The sequence below is a fragment of the Nostoc mirabile CHAB5784 genome (assembly GCF_020829645.1).
Lineage (GTDB): Bacteria > Cyanobacteriota > Cyanobacteriia > Cyanobacteriales > Nostocaceae > Nostoc > Nostoc mirabile.
Window position 1 is genome coordinate 1 of sequence record NZ_JAIVFS010000089.1, and the last position, 20,821, is coordinate 20,821.

The following is a 20,821-nucleotide window of genomic DNA, read 5'->3' on the forward strand; positions in this document are numbered from 1 at the left end:
TTTGGTCAATCTGATGGCTGGTTTGGCTGCTTACACCTATTTACCAAAAAAACCGTCGATTGATATTTACCCAAAAGATTTACCTGCACTACCTCCTGCCGTTTTCTAACCGTCGAACTCACGTTAATTCGTAATTATTATGCTGTGGATGAATCCGGGTGGCTCTGAATAAAAACGAGAGCAATGTCTACGACGGGCTACGCCTACGCTTTTTACTCGCACCTCTTCTCAAAAGGCGATCGCTCAATTTCACTCATTTCACAATCTGGGCAAGTTGCAACTCTAATTTGAGAAAAATTTACAGTCAAAAACACAAAATCAATATTGACTAAATATTAAAAACACTGTCTGCAATAACCCGATGATAAAACCCAAAACACCACCTAGAGTTACAATAGCTTGCAATTCATTTTTCACAATTCCCTCGATTGCAGCTTCTAAATCAGCCGGTGAAGTTGATTTTACCCGGTCAACTATCACTTGATCTATCGACAAAATCGGAATCACCTGCGCTACAATTACTTCTAAATCTTTTTCCAAATACTTATCTAATATTAAAGCCAACTCTTGACTCATGACTTCTAAAGAAGTACTGACAACAGGTGAAGTACTAAGACGATTTAGCAGGACTACAGCAATATTTTCCCAATCAACAGAATCAGTTAATCCTTGTAAAAAATCGCTGCCACTGTTTTGTAGGTAATGACGCACACTTTCGCGGGTGGTCTTTCGGAGTTGGCGCACTGTCCCAATTGGCAAGTTTTGTAATGATAAATTTTGCAGTAATTTCCGAATGCGATCGCGGATTTGCAAATCTTTAGTCAATTCCTGCAAGCGAGTATTAGCAGCCTCTTTTTCATCCAAACAAAAAGTTCGTAGTCGCGTGAGAGTATTACGTAAGCCAAACAAATTTGCTACTACCCAATAAGTCCCACTGGTTTTTTCGCGGAAGCCTTCATCAATAATTTGAATTGTGCGATCGGTCAAAAAATCAACTATCGTCTGCCGCAACACATCTGGCGGTAAAACTACTTGCAATAACCAATCAGCAAGCCGCGTAGCTTGTTCTTCACTCAATTGAAATTCCAGCAATATCTGGTCAAAAATTTGATTGATCTGCGCTTCCAAAAAGTCTTCACGTCGCGCTAAAACCTTGAGTAATCGTGGCAAGGATTCCCCTAGTAAATCCCGCAAAATTCCCGCCACAATTTTGGCACTTTTCTCGTTTTTATTTGTTTTGATTTGTTCAATCGCCATCTGCAACAACCAGAGAATTGCTGATTGCACGCGTTCTGTTTGCAACAAACGCCGCGCCAGATTTTGCAATTCTTGTGGTGTCAAAAGTGACCCCATGATTGTCTTAGAAATGTTCAGAGCCAAACGTTCCTGGTTGCGGGGAATCAATCCAGGGGTGAAGGGTACTCTTCGTCCAGCAATGTAAATTGCTCGGTAAGGACGGAACAACATTTTGATGGCTATATCATTTGTGAAATAGCCAATAATTCCACCCAGTACCGGGGGAGACACATAAAGCCAAAGATGAGACCAGTCCAAGGGAAGAATTAAAAAAGTTAGGAGTTTAGAGCTTAGAGTTAGGAGACGCGATTAATCGCGTCTGTACAAGAGTTAGGAGTTAGGAATGATAAATTTTAAATGAGAATTTATCACTACTCATAATTCATAACTTTTAACTAATAACTCCTAATTTACTAAGCACTAGCACTCCCATCATACCGTTCACAATGGGGTAGTGTGTGGCAACAGCAAAACCAACTTGCCGCGCTAACTCTATTTGCTCTCTCCCGATGGGAAAGCGGTCTAAGCTAGGGCTGATATAAGCATATTCTTCTTTTAACCCTAAATAACTGGCAACTGGCACCACAAAACTGTCCAGATACAACTGCTGAAGGGCACGTAGCTGAGGATTACTCGGTCGATGAAAGTCTAATATTGCGGCTTTAGCACCTGGCTTCAAAACCCGGTATAACTCTTGGAGACTGCGGGAAATATCTTTAACATTTCTTAAACCATAGCCCATTGTTGCGGCATCAAATTGGTTATCGTCAAAGGGTAAATTTAGCACGTCGGCTTCTACCCAGGCGATCGCAGGTTGGGGGTACTGCCAATGTGAGCGTTCTTTAGCTTTTTCTAGCAGGTTGGGGGAAAAATCCACTCCGTACACCTTCCCTGTTGCTCCTGTCCGCCGTGCCAGACGTAAGGCTAAATCACCACTACCGCAACACAAATCTAATGCAGTATCACCCGATTTAGCTGCACTCCACTTCACTGCCATTTCCTTCCATATTCGATGCTGTCCCAGACTCAACCAATCGTTCAACTGGTCATAAACCGGAGCAATACGGTTAAAAATGGATTGAATTTCGTTAGTCATTGGGTATTGGGTATTGGGCACTTGTACTGAGCGACTTGCCTTGAGCCTTGGGAGAGCGTAGCCGACTTGTACTGAGCGCAGTCGAAGTAAGGGCAAAGTCGAAAGGAGCCGAAGTATTGGGCACTTGTACTGAGCGACTTGTGTTAAGCGTTGCCGAGGTAAGTCGAAGTATTGGACATTGGTTTTTGACTAATGACTAATGACTAATGACTAATGACAACTAGTAAGAGCGATCGCTATCAGTTGGGCTGATAAATTAATTAGCATTAATTCATCTTCCCGTAAAGTGCAGGGTTGTTTCCACTGTAAGGATAATACGCCCAAAAGTTGATGACGGTAGCTAATTGGGATAACTAAATGTGCTTGCACACCCGTATTTTTGTAGTGAATAGCATCAACTAATTTTGTGTCTTTAAGTATATTTGAGGAAACTTGCATTTGCCCGGTGGCGATCACTTCCTTTGTTAATGGATCAAGAGATAGCCAATTCTCTATTGTACCTGTATCGCTGTAAGTTCCTTGAGTCGCAATCAGAGTATTTCCATTTGTCAGTTGTAGAATACACCCGTCTGTTCCAAAAGTCTCACTCACAGCCCTAGCAATTGGAGCGAGAGTTTCTTCTAAACTAGAAGTTGCTTGAGTTACCTGTACCAAAACACTCAGCAGCGCTATTTGAGCATGAGAACGGCGTAATTCTTCTGTACGTTGCTTGAGCAAGTCGTAGGTTTCTGCTGCTCTTTGCACCACTGCCTTCAGTTCGCCTGGGTCCCAAGGCTTGGTGATATATTTGTAGACTTGCCCTGCATTAATCGCCTCTACCAAGTCTTCAATATCAGTAAATCCGGTGAGAATTATCCTAACTGTATCGGGAAACTGAGGTACAGTCTTGCTGAGAAACTCAGTTCCTTTCATTTCTGGCATCCGTTGATCGGAGATAATCACCGCTACCTCCCCTTCTGCTGCCAAAACTTCTAGGGCGTTCACCCCACTATCAGCTTTCAGAACATTAAAGTCGCGTCGAAAGGTGCGATAAAGCAGATCGAGATTATCTGGCTCATCGTCAACTACCAGGATTTTCAGCTTTTTTGGTTGTTGGAGAGTCATCACTTGATATTGGAGTTTATCAATTTCGAGACTGGGCTTATCCATAAGATATTTCCTTTAAATATTCACTATCTTGTTATATTCCATACCAAGCTTAGTTGAGAATAGCTCAAATTTATCAAGGGTTTTTACGGAGTTAGCTTGCATGTTTAAATACGGCAACTGTGAGTGTCACAGAGGATATTTGCCTGCCCAAATATCTGAAGCAAGAAAAAATTCCACAAGAAGAATTAACTAGATAAGTTTCTACAGAACGCAAGGCAGTAGTTATACTCAGAACTTGCACCAGCCCCAACAACCACCTCAAAATTCATTCTGAGGCTATTAGCTTGCATTCTTCTAAAGAAGACTCAATAAGGATTAGAGTCCACTAAGCGTGGACTTGCACTAAAAGCCTGTGAAATTTATTTCTTGGCAAGAAAGTGGGCAGGTGCAAGATATAACTATGAGTGGTTCATAGATTAGAATAAGACTTGCTCATGAGGTATTAATCAACCTCTCAAGTTGAAGCTCGCACTCCGATTATGACTGATCTACCACCCAACGCTCAGAATCCCGAAGAAAATGCTACCAACGATGTAGCACAAGAATTACTGCGAAGGCTGAGGCAAAAACAAGGCAACTGGGTGGAATGGGGAACGGCGATCGCCTCGTTGCTAAAAACCGGTTACAACCCCCAAGACATTTTTGAGGCGACTGGATTTGAGCCGATTCAACAAAATCAGGTGGTTGTTGGTTCTCAAGTTTACAATTCTTTGGAAAAGTTTGGAGTATCGGAAGCAACGCGATCGCACTATGCTACACGCGGCAGTGATGTTTTATACGAACTGCGTTTGCTTACCCAAGAAGAACGCGCCGCCGCCGCCGAACTAATCTTCGTCCACAATGTTGATGCCGATGAGGCACGAGAAATAGCAAAAGCACTTAAAGAGTTCTCTTATTACCGCACTTTACCAGAAGGGTTTTCTGCCCATCCTGGGGATGCTGTTGCTCATCAAGTTTGGAAACTGGCACGCCAAAATGCAGATTTACAACAGCGATCGCGCCTGATAGCCAAAGGTTTACGCTTTGCTCACACGCCAGCAGCAAGGCAAAAAATCGAACAACTACTGACTGATTTTACTACCGTTCCCCAGCGTCCAGCGCCAATTTTACCCTTTTACCGCCTGGAATTTGAAGAACAATTACCCCGAATCTTGCCCGTAGTAGGCGAGTTGCCTTTGTCACGACAAGACTTGCAAGCTGTGCCCATACTGACAGAAATTGAACCATTTCGGATGGTCAAGTTTTCTGGAGAGCAAGCTTGGATACCATTACCAGGTTGGCAAGTGTTGTTGGCAGCAGAAGATCCAGTAGTAATTTTAGCGAATAGCGATCGCTTCCCCATCCAAACCCAAAGCCAAACGGGGCCTATCGTCGTTGTGGTAGATCGTGCCCAACGAGAATGGGATGCCTCCAGCTACTTTGTCGTTGAAAATGGTGGTGAATTAGATTTTCAGTGGTTTGAAACTGAGCCAGAAATTCCCTTACTAGGACAAATTATTATCATTGTGCGTCCTAAGAAAATTTTGGATGAAGAATTAACTAAGGATTCCTGGCAGATTGACGAATAAATTTAATTTTATATTTGGCTGAAAGTCCGAGCTAAGGCTTTCTTAGCTCGGACTTCTTTTTCTATGTCTGTTTTGCTCCCAATTGCCCGTCACAAAAATATCAACAAACATTTCTGTTCCATAGAACTTGAGTTAGGGACTTCCAAGAAATAAATTATCCAAATAAACGAACCACTCCAGACACAGAGAACACAGAGGAATAAGGAGGAGAGTTTGAGAGGGTTTTTGCGTAAGTCCTAAATTCGTAGCGAATTAAATTTGGCAATACCCTGCAATGCCAACGCATCGGCTGACAATACCAGTGCATCGGCTGACAATGCCAATGCATCGGGTAACAATGCCAATGCATCGGCTGACAATGCCAATGCATCGGGTAACAATACTAATGCGTCTCCTTGCATTAAAAACGCTACGATTTTACGCAAAGTTGTACTAAGTAGGTTGGGTTGAACTTTAGTGTTACCCAACAAATGGCCGAAAATGTTGGGTTTCGTCCCTCAACCCAACCTACACATTTTTATTTTTTGGGCTTAACCCAAGCGTATTGGCGTAAAGCCTTCTCTTCGAGACGCTGCGCGAACGGCATGGCTTCGCTTAGAGCGAGTAATCGAGCGTCGGAACGAGCGTCATTACGAAATAGAAACACCGCTTACTTCATGTGGTTGCCAATTTAAGTCTTGCGATCGCACTGCGAAGTACGAGGATGGTACAACGGGAGCGCTAAGAAGTAAAGGAGGCGGACTATCTAACTCTAGGCGGTCAAACAAGCGATTTTTCAAGTCTGCTCATTGGGACAGTGGGGGTAGTGTAAGGAATTGCAGTCACCGCAGATTGATACTCTGCTAACTCTTCGGCTAATTCTGGACACTCTGCTAATTGCTGCTCAACCCATTTTTGCTCTGGTTCACTTAACACATTCAGGGCATAAACAGGAGCTAGTTCACAAAAGCGATCGCGTGGATAATTTTGGCATAGCGATCGTAAAGTGTAGATAGAAAAGTTAATCTTTCAGCCCAGTTAGCAACAATTTAATCGGGAGGCAATGCCGATTTTGACTTTTTTACATTTTATTTAGCAAATCCAGGAACCGTCAGTATCAGCACAGTGACATGGGGAAATGTAATTCTCGGACTGTTTAACGATTTTGGGGCTTTATTGACAAATCTATTTAGCCAATGCCGCCAGTTGCTTTAAGTCTCTTAGAGCATGTTTGAAAAGGGTCGGCTTGAGCCTCAAGTGCGACCCAGAGGTGCGATCTCAAATCCCAAAACTCTGATTCTTTAAATAAATTTTCAAACCATTTTTAATAGAACTCACTGGAGCAAGAATCTCAACAAATGTATCATTCTGAGCAAGATGCTTAAGAAATTAAGTATTTTCTTGGTTATTTTATCTTTTCCGGTATCTTCTTTTATTACCACAATTATTGAGTAAAAAACAAATCCCTATTTTTTTGATTTAGTTTCTTGAAGAATTCAGAAGTCAGAATTCATTACTGAGGGATTCAGAACTGTCACTAATTGGAAATTTAATGGGAAGAAAACAAACCCAATGGATTTCTGTTGATATAAATGACTCAAGGATTGTCCAACATCGCTATCACTCGTTTGTAGCTGAACAAGGAGTTTTCCAAAAATGTCTCTAACTAAACGTTGCTTGGCCGAATTTATTGGTACATTGTGGCTTGTCTTAGGTGGTTGTGGTAGTGCTGTTCTAGCCGCAGCCTACACAGCAGATGCTGCCAAAATCAGCGAGAATACTTCTTTTCCATTGGGTATTGGATTAGTAGGTGTATCTTTGGCATTCGGGCTTACCGTCCTCACAGGGGCTTATGCTTTTGGTCATATTTCTGGTGGCCATTTCAATCCAGCTGTTTCCTTTGGACTGTGGGCAGGTAAGCGCTTTCCGGGGTCTGACTTACTACCTTACATCGTCTCTCAAGTAATCGGTGCAGTTGTTGGTGCGGGCATTATCTACCTGATTGCTAGCGGCAAAACTGGATTTGCCCTGACTGGCTCTAACCCATTGGCTACTAACGGCTACGGGACTCACTCTCCAGGTGCTTACACGCTGTTTGCTTGCTTCATTAGTGAAGTTGTGATGACTTTCATGTTTCTGCTGATTATTCTGGGTGTGACTGATAGCCGTGCTCCTAAAGGATTTGCACCACTGGCAATTGGTTTTGGACTCACCTTGATTCACCTGATTAGCATTCCTGTAACCAATACCTCGGTCAATCCTGCGCGTAGTACTGGAGTTGCTCTATTTGCAGGTGTAGAACTCTTTTCGCAAGTCTGGCTGTTCTGGATAGCTCCGATTTTGGGGGCTATTTTAGCAGGATGGTTGTATATAGCCGTCTTTAGTGAATCAACTGTGGACGAACGGCAAAATGTCAAAGAGCTAGTCTAAAAGTCATTTTCAACTATTGCCGCTTTTTATCGCAGTTGATCAAAAGCGGCAATAGTTGGAGCTGCTTTGTGCTTATAATCAATCTCTCATATCATGTCCGGTTTAACACTTGTCATTGCGAGCGAAGCGAAGCAATCCCAAAGCCTTGCGATTGCTTCATTCCACTTCGTTACATTCGCAATGACATATTACAAGTAATTAACCGGACATGATATCAGATGAAGTTGCGTAGGCGCAGCCCAACCTAGGCATCGCTTGAGATTTCGTTTTGAGATTTCTTAATAATCCTCCGACTAAAAGAACAAATGAGCCAAGCGAAATTTGTTTTGTCGGGGGATTATTATGTTGTTCCAGGTTCCGATTATCAAATAATACACTTACTTATGAACCTATTAAATAAAACTTGATAGACTACTATCAGCAATCTAGTAATTTAGGATTAAGAATCACCGAAGATTATTGATATCTGCGGTTTGGAAATTACATTCAACATATAACATATATTCAATATATAAAATTTGGTATGTCAGACTCTAAATTTACTGCTTCTCTGGCTCAAGAATTACTCCACTCAGAATTGTCTGAACGATCGCCCGTATCATCCCTACGGGCAGAAGCCATAGCACGCATCCGCAACAATCTGCGCCCAGGACAACAGCAAATGGCTGACTGGCAATCTGGCCCTTTGGCTATTTCTGCGGTTCCTGGTGCAGGCAAATCTACTGGAATGGCAGCGGCGGCAGCGATCGCGATCGCACGTCAGTATGAACGTTCATCCTCCCGCCGTCAATTAGTAGTTGTCACCTTTACTCGCTCTGCTGCTGCCAATATTAAAGCGAAGATTCGCAAATTCTTACGAGATGATTTATCTTTACCTCAGACTGGCTTTTTTGTCTATACCCTACATGGTCTAGCATTGAACATTGCCAGTCGCCATTCTGATTTATCAGGTTTGCAGTTAGAAAATGTCACATTAATTACACCAACTCAAAGTCACCGTTTTATCCGAACAGCTGTAGAGCAATGGATTGCGAATAATCCAGGAATATATTTGCGGTTATTAGAAGGTCATCAATTTGACGGAGAAGAGACAGAAAGGTTGCGTCGCCAATCGGTGCTGCGAACAGAAGTATTGCCGGAATTGGCTAATACGGTAATTCATGAAGCAAAAAGTTCTGGGATATCGCCAGAATTATTGCGGGAGTGGAGTAAGCAAACCACAGACGAATATACAATTTTGAGCGTAGCGGCGGGATTGTATGAGCAATATCAAAACTTAATGCGATCGCGTGATTTCATCGACTACGACGATATGATTTTAGCCGCACTGCGCGTTTTAGAAAACGACAGTGCCCGTCGCATCGAGCAAAACCAAGTATTTGCCGTCTTTGAAGACGAAGCCCAAGATTCTAGCCCCCTACAAACGCAGTTGTTAGAAATTTTGGCAAGTGATGGGGAATATGAGGGAGAGAACTCTTCACTCCTAACTCTTAATTCCTCACTCAGTACAGACGCGATTAATACAGACGCGATTTATCGCGTCTCTACGCACTCCCCACTCAACTTAGTCCGAGTTGGTGACCCGAACCAAGCGATTAACTCTACTTTCACCCCAGCCGATCCGATTTATTTTCGGCAATTTTGCGAAGAGTGCGATCGCATTGAACGATTGGCAACGATGGATCAAGCTGGTCGCAGTACTAGAATTATCATTGAAGCTGCTAACTTTGCCCTCAAATGGATCAATAAACAGTCGTCAGCAACAACGAATAACGGACAAAAGACTCCTGACAACCGACAAGTACCATTTCGCTTGCAGACAATTCGCCCTGTTGAAGTTGGTGATCCGCAAGATAACGCCAACCCAGCACCAGTAGGACGAGGATTGGAACTTTATACTCCGCGTGACATTCATCACACCGTTGACTTGTTATCTCAAAGGGTGATTGAGTTATTTGGTGAAGACTCAACACAAAATAGTGCAGCGATTTTAGTGCGAGAAAATCGCCAAGGACGATGGTTAGCAGAAGCTCTAACACCTGTGTGCAAAGAGCATAATATTACACTGTACGATGTGGGAGAACGCGATCGCCGTTCCCATGTTCCCCAAGAGATTTTAGCATTGCTGCAATTTTGCGATCGCCCCCACTCCCCCGATTACCTCAAAGCCGCACTAGAAGCATTAGTACAGCGCCAGTTAATTCCTACTCAAGACCTCAACGCCCTTGCTAGTCTCCCAGAAGAGTTTTTGTATCCTGGCCCCCTAGCAGCACCCCAGCCAGAAACAGTCCAAAAAGCTGCTCGTTTGTGTCGCAATTTACTTCGCGCCCGCTTGGAATTGCCCCTGTACCAGCTAATTTCCTTTCTTGCCTTGACCTTAAATTACGACCAGGCAGAATTGGCAACTGCTGACAAACTCGCAGAACGGGTTAACCAGCAGATAGCTGGCAATAGTTCGATGGGTGGAATGCTGTCAGCTTTAAGTGAAATCGTCAGTTCCGAACGGTTTGAACCAGTAGAAACCGAAGATTCGGAAGAACGTTACACTCGTCGCGGTCAACTGACTATTATTACTATGCACAAAGCCAAAGGGCTAGATTGGGACTATGTGTTTCTTCCCTTTCTCCACGAAAACTTGATTCCTGGGAGATTTTGGGTTCCTCCCCAAAGCCAGTTCTTAGGGGATTTTACCTTATCAGAAGTAGCCCGCGCCCAAATTCGTGCTGCTCTCCACGGAGAATCTACCATACCAGATGTTACACAAGCATGGGAACAAGCAAAGCACTTGAAAATATCTGAGGAGTACCGTTTACTATACGTTGCGATGACACGAGCAAAGCGTCTGGTGTGGATGTCAGCAGCGCAGAAAGCCCCATTTACTTGGAGTAAACCGGACAATTTACAAGAACAAGCGCCTTGTCCGGTTTTTCCAGCATTAAAGCGCCAATTTCCTGAATGTGTGATGAATTTAGGAGTAATGACCAAACAAGTGTGAGTAAAACTTTTAAGGATGTTTTATAACCTACGGAGGTGGGTTTTGCCTGTGTAGACGCGGTTATGAGCCAATACAGTTCAGTTAGCGCCAAAAACCTTAAATTGTGTAGGTTGGGTTGAGGAAGGAAACCCAACATTTCCGGGGCTTTGTTGGGTTGCGCTTTGCTTAACCCAACCTACAATTTTCCTTAACCCAAGCGTATTGGGTTATGAGCCTTTTTACTCGGCAGTTGAGCCTTTGAACTCGGCAGTTGAGCCTTTTTACTCGGAAGTTGAGCCTTTTTACTCGGAAGTTGAGCCTTTTTACTCGGAAGTTGAGCCTTTTTACTCGGCAGTTGAGCCTTTTTACTCGGAAGTTGAGCCTTTTTACTCGGAAGTTGAGCCTTTGAACTCGGCAGTTGAGCCTTTGTACTTGGAAGTTAAGGCTTAACTCTTTGTCAAAGTTAATTTTTTTATGGATTCTTTCGGTCTATTGCCATGAGCCAACAATCTGAGTATTCCCCTTCATGTAGCTCATGCGCGGGCAATAGCTTTACTTTGACAAAACCACATTTTTCATAGCAACGGATAGCGCGAGGATTGTCAACATGAGGATCTATGACAATTTTATGAGCTTGTCGCTGTTCAAAAAGATAACTGATAACTGCTGACAGAATTTTTGTCCCAATTCCCTTGTTCCAATAGTCGGTTTCGCCTATGAACAAGTCAATTCCGTAGACATAATCAGTTTGATCGAGACGATACAATTGTCTATCGGTTTGAGATAAGTCATTGAGCGCACAATACTGCAAATAACCAATGGGAATATTTTGATAGTAGAACAGACACGGAACAACCGGGTCATCTCCCTTGATCATAGGTTTGTACGTTTCTATAATTCTTTCTAAATCAAAAGGATTATCTCTTCCTTCATAAAATTTCAAAACTTGTTCATCAGTTAACCATTTTGCCATCAACTCATAATCATATATTTCATCTTGCATTAGACGAATAGCAATTTCATGTTGTTCAATTAGCATTTACTGTGTATATTTTTCTAGCTATACTTTTTAAATCAGCGATGCAATGATATTGATACTCATAGCTAAGATCGTGGTATTGAAAAAGAAGGATAATATGCTATGTAACAGAGTCAAGCGCCTCATATCGCGTGATCTCGTCTCCACATCTGAAACTTGACTAGTCATGCCAATTACAAATGAATAATATAAAAACTCCCAATAGTCTGGATAGTCGTTATTAGGAAAATCTAAACCTCTGGTGATTTCTTCTCTATTATTACGACTATTATATTTGTAATAGCTGTGTGCATATTGCACTGCAAACATCGTATGCACTAGTAACCAGGAACCGACAATGGTCATAATTGAAAGTATGACATGTAAGGTAAGCAGAGTTGTTGACAATCCTTTTTTATCATTTAGTAAAAACCCGATCGCTAAAACACTAGCACAAGCCGCAGCTATCACCAGCATAAATATAGCTAAATGTCCTTCATATTCATTCTCAGCATAACGGCGAATTTTTTCTGGGGTAGCTTTGATCATCTTCCACCAGGTTACGGCTAAGAAAAAGTCAGCACCGGAGTTCCAAGCGCAGAGAATGCGAGTAGGTAAGTGCAGCCAAGACGGAAGAATTATTGAAACTAATACAGCAATTCCGACAGCAACGATCAGTCGGGGTCGGTGGTCAAAGTTTTTAAATAAATTAAGTTTCACAAATGTTGCGATCGCAAAGTTTAACTAATTCGTAATACTCGCCTCCGGCGAGAAGCAAGCTACGTAACTTTGGGAAAACACCACATCAAATTGTAAAATTGGTGTTCTTTAAGCTAATCGTCATTCAAATTGCATCTTTGCGTATCCGCGTCCCCCATCTTTTTAACGATTTTAACTACACAACTTGGAGTGCATTAGCTTACTTGTTGTGGTGTAAATTTTTAACTAATTCAATTACGAATTACGAATTACGAATTACGAATTATTTTAACTTGGCTCTAATCGTTTCTATTCGTTGACGATTAACACCCAAATCGCTTTGACCTAAGCGTGAGGCTGAACGTACTTGGATAACATTAGCATTCCGGTCTAAATAGAATTCTACATCATCCACAAATCCCAGTAAAGCACTTTTAAATTCTGCATATAAATAATCTTGGCTTTCGGTAATTATTTTAGTTCTTGGTAAGGACTCAATAATCTGTTTAAGATTACTAATCGCTTCTTCTGGAGTAGATGTAAAAGTCAGTGGTGCAATTTTGTGAACTGCATCTGCACTCTGACTAGAAACGCAGTTAGGAGAATTAGGGCAGGGTGCTAATTTACCGTTGCTAATACCTAAATTATTTGGTCGTTTGCCAGCAAAAACCATAATTATGTCTCCAGGTAAGTGAATAAGTATACTGTCACACTTTGCCGCGATCACATCTTCTGGCAAATGACAGATTCACTAAAACATCGGTGATGCGTTCGCCTCTGGCGTTGGCGAAGCCATCGCTCTATGATCCGGTAAGTATCGTCTAAGCGAAGACAGATTATGACGCAAACAATTTCAATCAACGACTCTGGGCGCTTGCAACTCACACCGTTAGAAATTCCATCCCGTTTGCTGTTGGGGCCTGGGCCCTCCAATGCCCATCCCACAGTTCTCCAGGCGATGAATACCTCACCCGTTGGGCATCTTGACCCAGCTTTTCTCGCACTCATGGATGAAATTCAATCGTTGCTACGCTACGTATGGCAAACAGAAAATCCACTCACCATTGCAGTCAGTGGTACGGGAACAGCCGCAATGGAAGCAACCATTGCCAATGCTGTAGAACCCGGTGATGTGGTTTTGATTGGTGTAGCTGGTTACTTCGGTAATCGCCTTGTGGATATGGCTGGACGTTATGGCGCGGATGTGCGAACCATTACCAAACCTTGGGGACAAGTGTTCAACCTGGATGAACTCCAAACAGCATTAAAAACTCATCGTCCAACTATTTTAGCTCTAGTTCATGCTGAAACATCCACCGGCGCACGTCAACCATTGGAAGGTGTCGCTGATTTGTGTCGTGAATTTGGCACTTTGTTGTTAGTTGATTCAGTCACGAGTTTAGGTGGTGTCCCCTTGTTTTTAGATGCTTGGGGAGTTGACTTAGCCTATAGTTGTAGCCAAAAAGGGTTGGGTTGCCCGCCTGGTGCTTCGCCTTTTACAATGAGTCCGCGTGCCGTTGAGAAATTGCAACAGCGTCAAACAAAGGTTGCAAACTGGTATTTGGATATGTTGTTACTGGGTAAGTATTGGGGCGCTGAACGCACTTATCACCATACAGCACCGATTAATTTATATTATGCATTGCGGGAAGCACTACGTTTGCTTGCAGAAGAGGGATTAGCAAACTCCTGGCAACGGCATCAGAAAAACGTAGAATATCTCTGGGAAGGATTGGAAAACTTAGGACTGAGTATGCACGTTGAGCAAGAGTATAGACTGCCAACGCTGACTACTGTCTGCATTCCAGCAGGGGTAGATGGGAAAGCGATCGCTCGGCAGTTACTGAATGAGCATAATATTGAAATTGGCGGTGGTCTTGGCGAACTAGCGGGTCTTGTTTGGCGCGTCGGATTGATGGGCTTTAATAGTCGAAAGGAAAGTGTTGACCAACTTTTAGCAGCACTACGGCAGGTTTTGCCTAAGTAGTTTTCGGGTGAAAATGGTGCGTTAACAGTAGCTTAACGCACCTGATAGAAAAGGCGTAGGCGTAGCCCGCCGTAGGCATCGCGCTAAGTTATATCTTGCACCAATCCCTACAACCGCCAGAGAATAAATTCTCAGGCTAATAGCGCAAGTCCACTCAAGTGGACTACAAACCTTACTCAGTCTTCTTTAGAAGACTTTAGCTATCAGCCTCAGAATTCATTCTGAGGCGGTTGTAGGGACTGGTGCAAGTTCTGAGCTAACATTGTTTGAGAATTAAAGCAAAACTGATACTTCACACTTACTTGCTTTTTTTACTTATCCTAAGGATTAAAGAAAGGGCAAGTTAATTTTTGCAGTCCGATCAATCGCATTGTTAGTCGATGCAATCGCATTGTCAAGCGACACAATGGCATTGTTAGGCGACACAATGGCATTGTCAGGCGACACAATCGCATTGTCAGGCGATACAATCGCATTGTCAGGCGATACAATCGCATTGCAGACCGATGCATTAACAATTCAGGAAATTGAGTTAAGATGGCACGCCAATACAAAGTGCGACTCGTTCACATTTTGTGAAAAACGTCAGGATAATATATCTGTTAACTCATCTCACAGCCACGAAAACATCGCAAGTCTTTCCGACACGCTCCCGTGTTCGCTGGTTTTCTTGAATTGCCGTGGTTAAATCGAAGTCCTGAGTATTGCTACTAATGATTAAGGACAAATGACTAATGACTAAATCGGCGGGCGGCTACCCCGGACACCCGTTGAAGAGATGGGATTCCCGCCGATTTTATTAACTCACTGCGATAAAAAACCAACAAATAGTAGAGGCAAGAGTATTAGTAGGGACACAATTAATACGAGGGTTGCCGGCTCGATTTTAATCTGGTTATTCTGTGGATCGCGCATTTGGCACTCCCTCTAACAATAAGTATATTAACTGAGCATAAAGGATGTTTATTCCTTTTTCCAAGCCCAATTAGGTTTAAAAATGTAAATTTTTTAAGCAGGCTAGTGGATTAAATTTACATTTTTTTGATTTTAATAACTGTTAATCCCTTGATTCATCCCCCCATCTGCTTATTTCTTCCAAGGTAGTTTAGTTCCCATTTCAGTCAATGCAGAAAAGATGAGATAGAGAACGAGTAAGCCAGCACCGACAAAAAAAGCCAGTAAATCGTTATCCATAAGTGCTATTTGCTAAAACTTCGCTAATCATAGCGGAATCACTTAATCTTTAGCATTTTTCTACAACCTTACAATCTTTGGTCTTTTGGATGCAAACTGTACCAACCATACCAGTGACGAACTGCTAGCCAGACGGCTGAAAGCAAACCCGCGAGGCTGAGGGTTAGTCCACTGAACGGTATTAATAAGCCAAAGATGGGTAATACTGCTCCAGCAATAGTGCAGATAATAGCAGCAAGGGAAGCACTGCGACTTGCCCCCAATCCCCATGTCAGAAACAGTAAGATGATCGAAATTAAAGTCCAAGCCAACTGAGCATTGATGACGCGAGCTAGATAAGTCAGAGTCAACAGACAAGCAAAGAAAATACTAGCAGCGATCGCAATATTTTTGAAACTCATTGGCAGTGACAAATATAACAATAATATCCACCACAAAAATATTGCTGGTGCTAGCAATAAAAGACGCGGAATTACGCCCGTATGACGAATAGGTTCAGTGTTGGTAAACACTCCAAATGGATTTTTGACTGAAACATTATCGTCAAACTTCCAAGTAAATTGCGTACTCCGTCCGTCAACTTTAATTTCATTAGGTACAATACCACTAGCAAAATCAGCCGGAGCAAAGTTAGCAATTGCTGTGAGGCGGAAGTTGGAAAGCAACTGTCCCGTTGCACTATAAACCCAGCGCGGCCCTCCTTGAGCCTGATAAGTAACTCGAAAGGTGGTTTCTTCTCCTGGTTGTAAGCGGAAGGGAAAACTATAATTACCCGCGTTGGTTGGTTGTAGCCTAGTCCCATCACGCTCAACTTTATAGCTAGCAAGCAGTGTATAGCCGTTGGGTGGCGGTGCTTCAAAGAAAAAATTATTAATATCCTTGAGTTGGTTAATTACTTTATAATCGGCAGTATAATTTGCCTGATAAATCGAGCTACGACCTGGAACATCTACGCTTTGGTCAAGCTTGACTTGAATTTGCGAACCAGCCAGCATTAAGAAACGGGTAATCTCTCGCGTCTGGTTTACCTTAACAATCTTGCCATTGATTTGAGTGTTATATGAGTACGGCTCTTGAATAGAGTAGCGCACTTGCGGCGCAAATTGTTCGAGCCTTTCACCTGCAACAGTTTGAGCCACTTGAGCTACTTTTCCTTGTTCCCAGTGGTGGTAGCGATTGCTTAAAGTTGAACAGAGGAAAAATCCCGGTACTAACAGAATTAATACTAGAGTTAAATGTTGTAATCCCCGCAATAGTTGAGAATAACCAACAGCCCATTCGCCGATGAATATAACTTGTTCCGGCTGGCTTCGACGGAGAGAAAAACTGATCAGTGCGATTGCAACTCCCAAAGCTACGACCAAAAATACTAATAACAGTGAAGCTTTGAGCGCCTGGGTTCCAAATTGGACAAGCTCAATCGGATGCGTCAAATCGGGTAATCCGGGAATACCTTGAGCAGAAGATGACATTGGTTGATTTTTGCAGAATTTGGAAAACCAGACTGATAAAAACTCTTAAAAGTTTCTGGAAAAAAGTTTTATTTGATACGCTGACAGTTTAAATAAATGCTGCGTAGGCGTAGTCAGCCGTAGGCATCGCTCTGATCTTGACTTATATCATGTCCGCTTGATTGTTTATTAAACCCGAAGAACCCCACCCCCGCCAAAGCTACGCTTTGTCTCCCCTCCCCTTGGTAAGAGGCTACAGTGTACACACAAGTCATTCAAAATTCACGCATTCAAAATTCTGTTAGGAAGAAAACTAGATATCACAAGGGTTTGAGAGAGTGTATATCTGTCGCATTCTTTTTTCAAATTGGTATCAGAAAGCAAACTGGGGTTTGAGTAAGTCAAATGGCATTTTGAGAAAGCAATTGCGGATTTTACTTGCGGAAAACACCAAAATCAGAAAGCAAACTGGGGTTTGAGTAAGTCAAAGCTTCTTTTACTTGCGGAAAACACCAAAATCAGAAAGCAAACTGAAGTTTGAGTAAGTCAAAGCTTCTTTTACTTGCGGAAAACACCAAAATCAGAAAGCAAACTGGGGTTTGAGTAAGTCAAAGCTTCTTTTGAGTAAGTAATTGCGGATTTTGCTTATTGAATTTAGTCAAAATATGAAGTTTAGATAAAAATATTGAAAAAATTACTGTTAAGCTCATCCTACCCCTAAAAGGGGATGGGATTTCACGTTAACGGTTGACGGTTGAGGGTTGACAGTCATCAGTCATCAGTCATCAGTCAACAGTTAAAAGTAAAGTCCCCCTAGAAGGGGGAGGTTTTATACCAATTCGTAATTCGTAATTCGTAATTCGTAATTAAGAAAGTCAGATATTGGTTGGGTTTCGGGGTTTGAATGTGTTGCCGGATTTTAGAGAATTGGTATTAAACCCAATTTTTTTGATAAACATCAAAAGCCCGGTCATGAAGACCAGGCTTTTGAGGAGAAACAATGGGGCTATATTCCCCGAAGGTTAGTTATAGAGGTTCAGTATAATATCGATGCTCTGATAAGTGATACCACTTTGCTGTTATCGATTCCGGAAAATTCGCTAAAAATTTTTGAGTAGCCTTTTTGCCCCAAAATACAGCAAGCGACTGGCAACTTCAGCGTGTAGGATCTAAAAATATTAATTTTCCGGCTTTTGCTGATGAATAATGAATTTGGTAGCTGGCAAGAATGGCTGACAGTATTCACCTATCTAGGTTTTACGGTCTTTATTATCTGGCGCGTGTTTTCCACCGAGAAGAATTAAAAAAGCTGCATATCATCTCACCAGTATCTTTTTGCTCAAAGTGCCATTCGGGACAAAGGAGACAAGGAAGATGAGGGAGAAATGAGAAATAACTCCTAACTCAGCACTTTTCAGATCCCTTTAAATCCCATACCTTGTTCTACTTGAGCTGCAACTTTACGAGAAATCTGAAGGCGAACACCAACTTGGCCCAGGAATATACCAACTAAAATCAAGCTACCACCGATATATTGAGCGAAGGTAGGGACTTCACCCAGTACCAAATAAGCTGCCAAAATTCCCACAATTGGAGTAAAAGAGCCAGCTAAGGAAGCCGCAGACACGGTAGAAGCTCTCAAGCCCTTGAGCCAAAATGATTGACCTAAAACCACAATCACAGCAGCATAAACAAGCATCCACTGCCACAAGAAAGGTGAAAATACATCCATAAAGTGGTCGCTGCCATAGAGAACTAAAGCACTAAAGAAAAATATTACAGTTCCTAGAGCAGTACGAAAGATACTCAAGATTCCCACTGGGATATCGGAAAGCCATTCTTTAAGAATAATCGTTGAAACTACTGAAGCCACGGCTGCGATCGCTGCCAATAATTCCCCAATACCTAATCTTAAAACACCCATGTTGATCGTAGTCGTCTCTGAGGGTTGCAGGAGAATAGTTAGGGCAACCCCGACAAATGCAGCGATCGCTCCTAAAACTTCCCAACGATTTACCCGTTCCCTCAGCAACCAGACTGATAAAGCCATAGCTAGAGGTGGTTCCAAGCGTCCAATCAAAATAATATTGTTGACCCCTGTTAATGCTAATGCCTGGAAAATTAAGCCAGGGACAAGCGCTCCTGATAAAATAGCGATCGCTATCAGCGCCAACCAATCTTTCTTTGACAGTTGTTGCAAAGCCTTTTTGTTCCACTGTCGCCGATAAATAGGTAACATAACTATCAAGGCACATAAATTACCAACGAATAAAACATTACATAAAGAAATCGGATTTCGACCATCCATGAAATGTTGAGCGCCAATTTGTGTCAACTTGCGGGTAACTGCACTCGAAGCTCCAAAAATCAAAATTGCTAGCCAGAGATAGGTTTGACCGGGAATTTTATAGATAAAAGGATGCCATCTTCTTGGTCTGCTCATAATAATACTGCTGTAAAAAATACTCTTTACTATACTCAGCTGACTTGGGTAATTTAAGGTGAGATAAATCTGAGAAAACACTTAAAGCAGGCTGAGATTGAAAATATCACAGTTTCCTGAGAATCTGCTGAGTCTAAACTAAATTTTTATAAGGAATAAATTCAGACAATTAGTAGATTAGTTTCACTTGAGCTTCAGTAGCAGATGAGATGCTTTAGTTCATCGGGAAACTTAAAAACAAGGAAAAACAAATGAAAATTGCTTCTTCTCTGCTTACAGGTGTTGCTCTTGTTGGTATGCTAACAGTTTGGGATGTTCCACTTAAAATTGTGAGTCCTTCACTGGTGCAAGCATCAGCCGCAGAAAAGAAAGATGCTACAGGTTTAACTACTCAACAAAAGATTGATTTGGTCACCAAGCATAAGGGTCAGTTTGGTGGTGGTGATGAACTACGTCGTTTCTTTTTTGGCGATCTTGAACCGCTAGGTATTCAACCCGGTGGTGCTGGTATGGTGGTTAATCTTTACAATAAAGCCAATAATGTGACCTTTTCTTACTGTTCTACCTTTGATGTAGTAGTTGCGGTTAAAAAAGGTAAAGTAACAAAGTTTGAAGCTGATGAGGTCAAGTAATTCTTAGTTGTAAGTAGGTAGACATAAATAATTGAAGAAGAATTCAGGAGCGTCTTTGGCTTTGCTCCTGACTCCTGAATTCTGTTCGATAAAAGCAAATTTGTAACTTTTGATGAAAGGTCAGATATGGAATTTAGAGATGCTATCTTGTTGTTACATCCAGCGATCGCTGTACTCGTAGTATTTCCTTTAATTGGCGTCATTGTCAACCGCGCATTACAAGTTCGTCAACGCCGATTGCAAACTTTAGCCATAGGTAAGAGTAAAATTCCCGCCACTGTAGGGCAAGAGCATACTCAATTGGGTCGCTGGCTAACGGGAGCAGTTGTAGGTATTGTATTAATAGCGTTTGCCTACGATATTTTTGGTAATATTTTAGATAATCAAGTTTGGATTAAAGCACCATTTCAGGTAGTATTTATCGGGTTATTGTTTGTGGCTGCGATCGCTTCTCTGTATTTACTCTATCAGGCAAAGCAGAAAAACTGGCGTGCCATATTTGCAACCCTCACAGGAATTGCATTAGTAGTGCTTGGATGTCAAGATGGTATCTACCGCAAAACTGACCAATGGTATATCTCCCACTATTATTATGGGCTAACCTCTGCTCTGCTGATGATTTTTTCACTCTCCATTTTGCCAGACATTTATAAAGATAAGACCAATCGCTGGCGCAACGTTCACATTATTGTTAGTTGCCTCGCTCTCTTACTATTTATCGGGCAGGGCATAACAGGAACGCGCTCATTGTTAGAAGTTCCACTCACTTGGCAAGAACGCTATGTTAATATGCTCTATGAACAAAAATGTGATACTAAATCTTGTACAATCCAGCCACTATCTCTACCTAAAAATCAATAATGAATAGAACTAACAATATTTTCAATTCCCTAGACAAAACTAAA

Annotated in this window: 18 protein-coding genes and 1 pseudogene; 9 read left to right on the forward strand and 10 right to left on the reverse strand. The window is 42.1% G+C overall.

Annotated features, from left to right (window positions below; genetic code table 11):
* Window positions 1-109 (forward strand): annotated as a pseudogene (locus LC653_RS48005) (IS982 family transposase); the annotation flags it as partial.
* Window positions 110-318: 209 nt separating this feature from the next.
* Here LC653_RS48005 and LC653_RS34300 read toward each other — a convergent pair.
* From LC653_RS34300 to LC653_RS34310, 3 genes are all read right to left on the reverse strand, one after another.
* Window positions 319-1,554, reverse strand: a complete 1,236-nt coding sequence (locus tag LC653_RS34300) for a DUF445 domain-containing protein (RefSeq protein WP_229499276.1) — start codon at window positions 1,552-1,554, stop codon at window positions 319-321.
* A gap of 133 nt (window positions 1,555-1,687) precedes the next feature.
* Complete coding sequence (gene ubiE, locus LC653_RS34305) at window positions 1,688-2,392, reverse strand: bifunctional demethylmenaquinone methyltransferase/2-methoxy-6-polyprenyl-1,4-benzoquinol methylase UbiE (protein ID WP_229499278.1); 705 nt, start codon at window positions 2,390-2,392, stop codon at window positions 1,688-1,690.
* A gap of 210 nt (window positions 2,393-2,602) precedes the next feature.
* Window positions 2,603-3,541 carry a response regulator gene (locus LC653_RS34310; RefSeq protein ID WP_229499280.1) on the reverse strand — a complete coding sequence of 313 codons (939 nt, stop codon included), beginning with the start codon at window positions 3,539-3,541 and terminating at the stop codon, window positions 2,603-2,605.
* Window positions 3,542-4,020: 479 nt separating this feature from the next.
* Here LC653_RS34310 and LC653_RS34315 point away from each other — a divergent pair, with 479 nt between their 5' ends.
* A complete protein-coding gene (locus tag LC653_RS34315) occupies window positions 4,021-5,109 on the forward strand; it encodes a RuBisCO accumulation factor 1 (RefSeq protein ID WP_229499281.1) in 1,089 nt (362 codons plus the stop codon).
* Window positions 5,110-5,345: 236 nt separating this feature from the next.
* Here the strand turns inward: LC653_RS34315 and LC653_RS34320 are convergent, their stop codons facing one another.
* Entirely contained in the window at window positions 5,346-5,510 is a 165-nt protein-coding gene (locus tag LC653_RS34320; RefSeq protein WP_229499282.1) for a hypothetical protein, read from the reverse strand.
* 358 nt (window positions 5,511-5,868) lie between these two features.
* Window positions 5,869-6,024: an anti-sigma factor gene (locus LC653_RS34325; protein ID WP_229499283.1), complete on the reverse strand. Its 156-nt coding sequence runs from the start codon at window positions 6,022-6,024 to the stop codon at window positions 5,869-5,871.
* Between the two features lie 720 nt (window positions 6,025-6,744).
* Here LC653_RS34325 and aqpZ point away from each other — a divergent pair.
* The 3 genes from aqpZ (at window position 6,745) to LC653_RS34340 (ending at window position 10,942) form a co-directional block, all read left to right on the forward strand.
* Entirely contained in the window at window positions 6,745-7,518 is a 774-nt protein-coding gene (aqpZ, locus tag LC653_RS34330) for an aquaporin Z (protein WP_229499284.1), read from the forward strand.
* 523 nt (window positions 7,519-8,041) lie between these two features.
* Entirely contained in the window at window positions 8,042-10,513 is a 2,472-nt protein-coding gene (locus LC653_RS34335) for an ATP-dependent helicase (protein ID WP_229499285.1), read from the forward strand.
* A 237-nt stretch (window positions 10,514-10,750) separates the two neighbouring features.
* Window positions 10,751-10,942, forward strand: coding sequence for a hypothetical protein (locus tag LC653_RS34340; RefSeq protein WP_229499286.1), 192 nt, complete (start codon window positions 10,751-10,753; stop codon window positions 10,940-10,942).
* 22 nt (window positions 10,943-10,964) lie between these two features.
* Here the strand turns inward: LC653_RS34340 and LC653_RS34345 are convergent, their stop codons facing one another.
* The 3 genes from LC653_RS34345 to LC653_RS34355 form a co-directional block, all read right to left on the reverse strand.
* Complete coding sequence (locus tag LC653_RS34345) at window positions 10,965-11,531, reverse strand: GNAT family N-acetyltransferase (RefSeq protein ID WP_229499287.1); 567 nt, start codon at window positions 11,529-11,531, stop codon at window positions 10,965-10,967.
* Window positions 11,532-11,561: 30 nt separating this feature from the next.
* Entirely contained in the window at window positions 11,562-12,230 is a 669-nt protein-coding gene (locus tag LC653_RS34350) for a DUF1345 domain-containing protein (protein WP_229499289.1), read from the reverse strand.
* Window positions 12,231-12,492: 262 nt separating this feature from the next.
* Window positions 12,493-12,882 (reverse strand): DUF1499 domain-containing protein, encoded by a 390-nt coding sequence (locus tag LC653_RS34355; RefSeq protein WP_229499290.1) that lies wholly within the window; start codon window positions 12,880-12,882, stop codon window positions 12,493-12,495.
* A 165-nt stretch (window positions 12,883-13,047) separates the two neighbouring features.
* Between LC653_RS34355 and LC653_RS34360 the strand changes: the two genes are divergently transcribed.
* Complete coding sequence (locus LC653_RS34360) at window positions 13,048-14,196, forward strand: alanine--glyoxylate aminotransferase family protein (protein WP_229499292.1); 1,149 nt, start codon at window positions 13,048-13,050, stop codon at window positions 14,194-14,196.
* A gap of 370 nt (window positions 14,197-14,566) precedes the next feature.
* The gene (locus tag LC653_RS34365) at window positions 14,567-14,884 is read left to right on the forward strand and encodes a hypothetical protein (RefSeq protein WP_229499294.1); all 318 of its coding nucleotides are present in this window, start codon (window positions 14,567-14,569) and stop codon (window positions 14,882-14,884) included.
* Window positions 14,885-15,458: 574 nt separating this feature from the next.
* On the opposite strand, the gene LC653_RS34370 is transcribed toward LC653_RS34365, so the two are convergent.
* Together LC653_RS34370 and LC653_RS34375 are read right to left on the reverse strand one after the other, a co-directional pair.
* Window positions 15,459-16,862: a hypothetical protein gene (locus LC653_RS34370; protein WP_229499296.1), complete on the reverse strand. Its 1,404-nt coding sequence runs from the start codon at window positions 16,860-16,862 to the stop codon at window positions 15,459-15,461.
* 1,393 nt (window positions 16,863-18,255) lie between these two features.
* A complete protein-coding gene (locus LC653_RS34375; protein WP_229499298.1) occupies window positions 18,256-19,284 on the reverse strand; it encodes a DMT family transporter in 1,029 nt (342 codons plus the stop codon).
* 251 nt (window positions 19,285-19,535) lie between these two features.
* Between LC653_RS34375 and LC653_RS34380 the strand changes: the two genes are divergently transcribed.
* Entirely contained in the window at window positions 19,536-19,916 is a 381-nt protein-coding gene (locus tag LC653_RS34380) for a hypothetical protein (RefSeq protein WP_229499299.1), read from the forward strand.
* Between the two features lie 126 nt (window positions 19,917-20,042).
* A complete protein-coding gene (locus LC653_RS34385; protein ID WP_229499300.1) occupies window positions 20,043-20,777 on the forward strand; it encodes a DUF4079 domain-containing protein in 735 nt (244 codons plus the stop codon).
* Window positions 20,778-20,821: the final 44 nt, after the last annotated feature.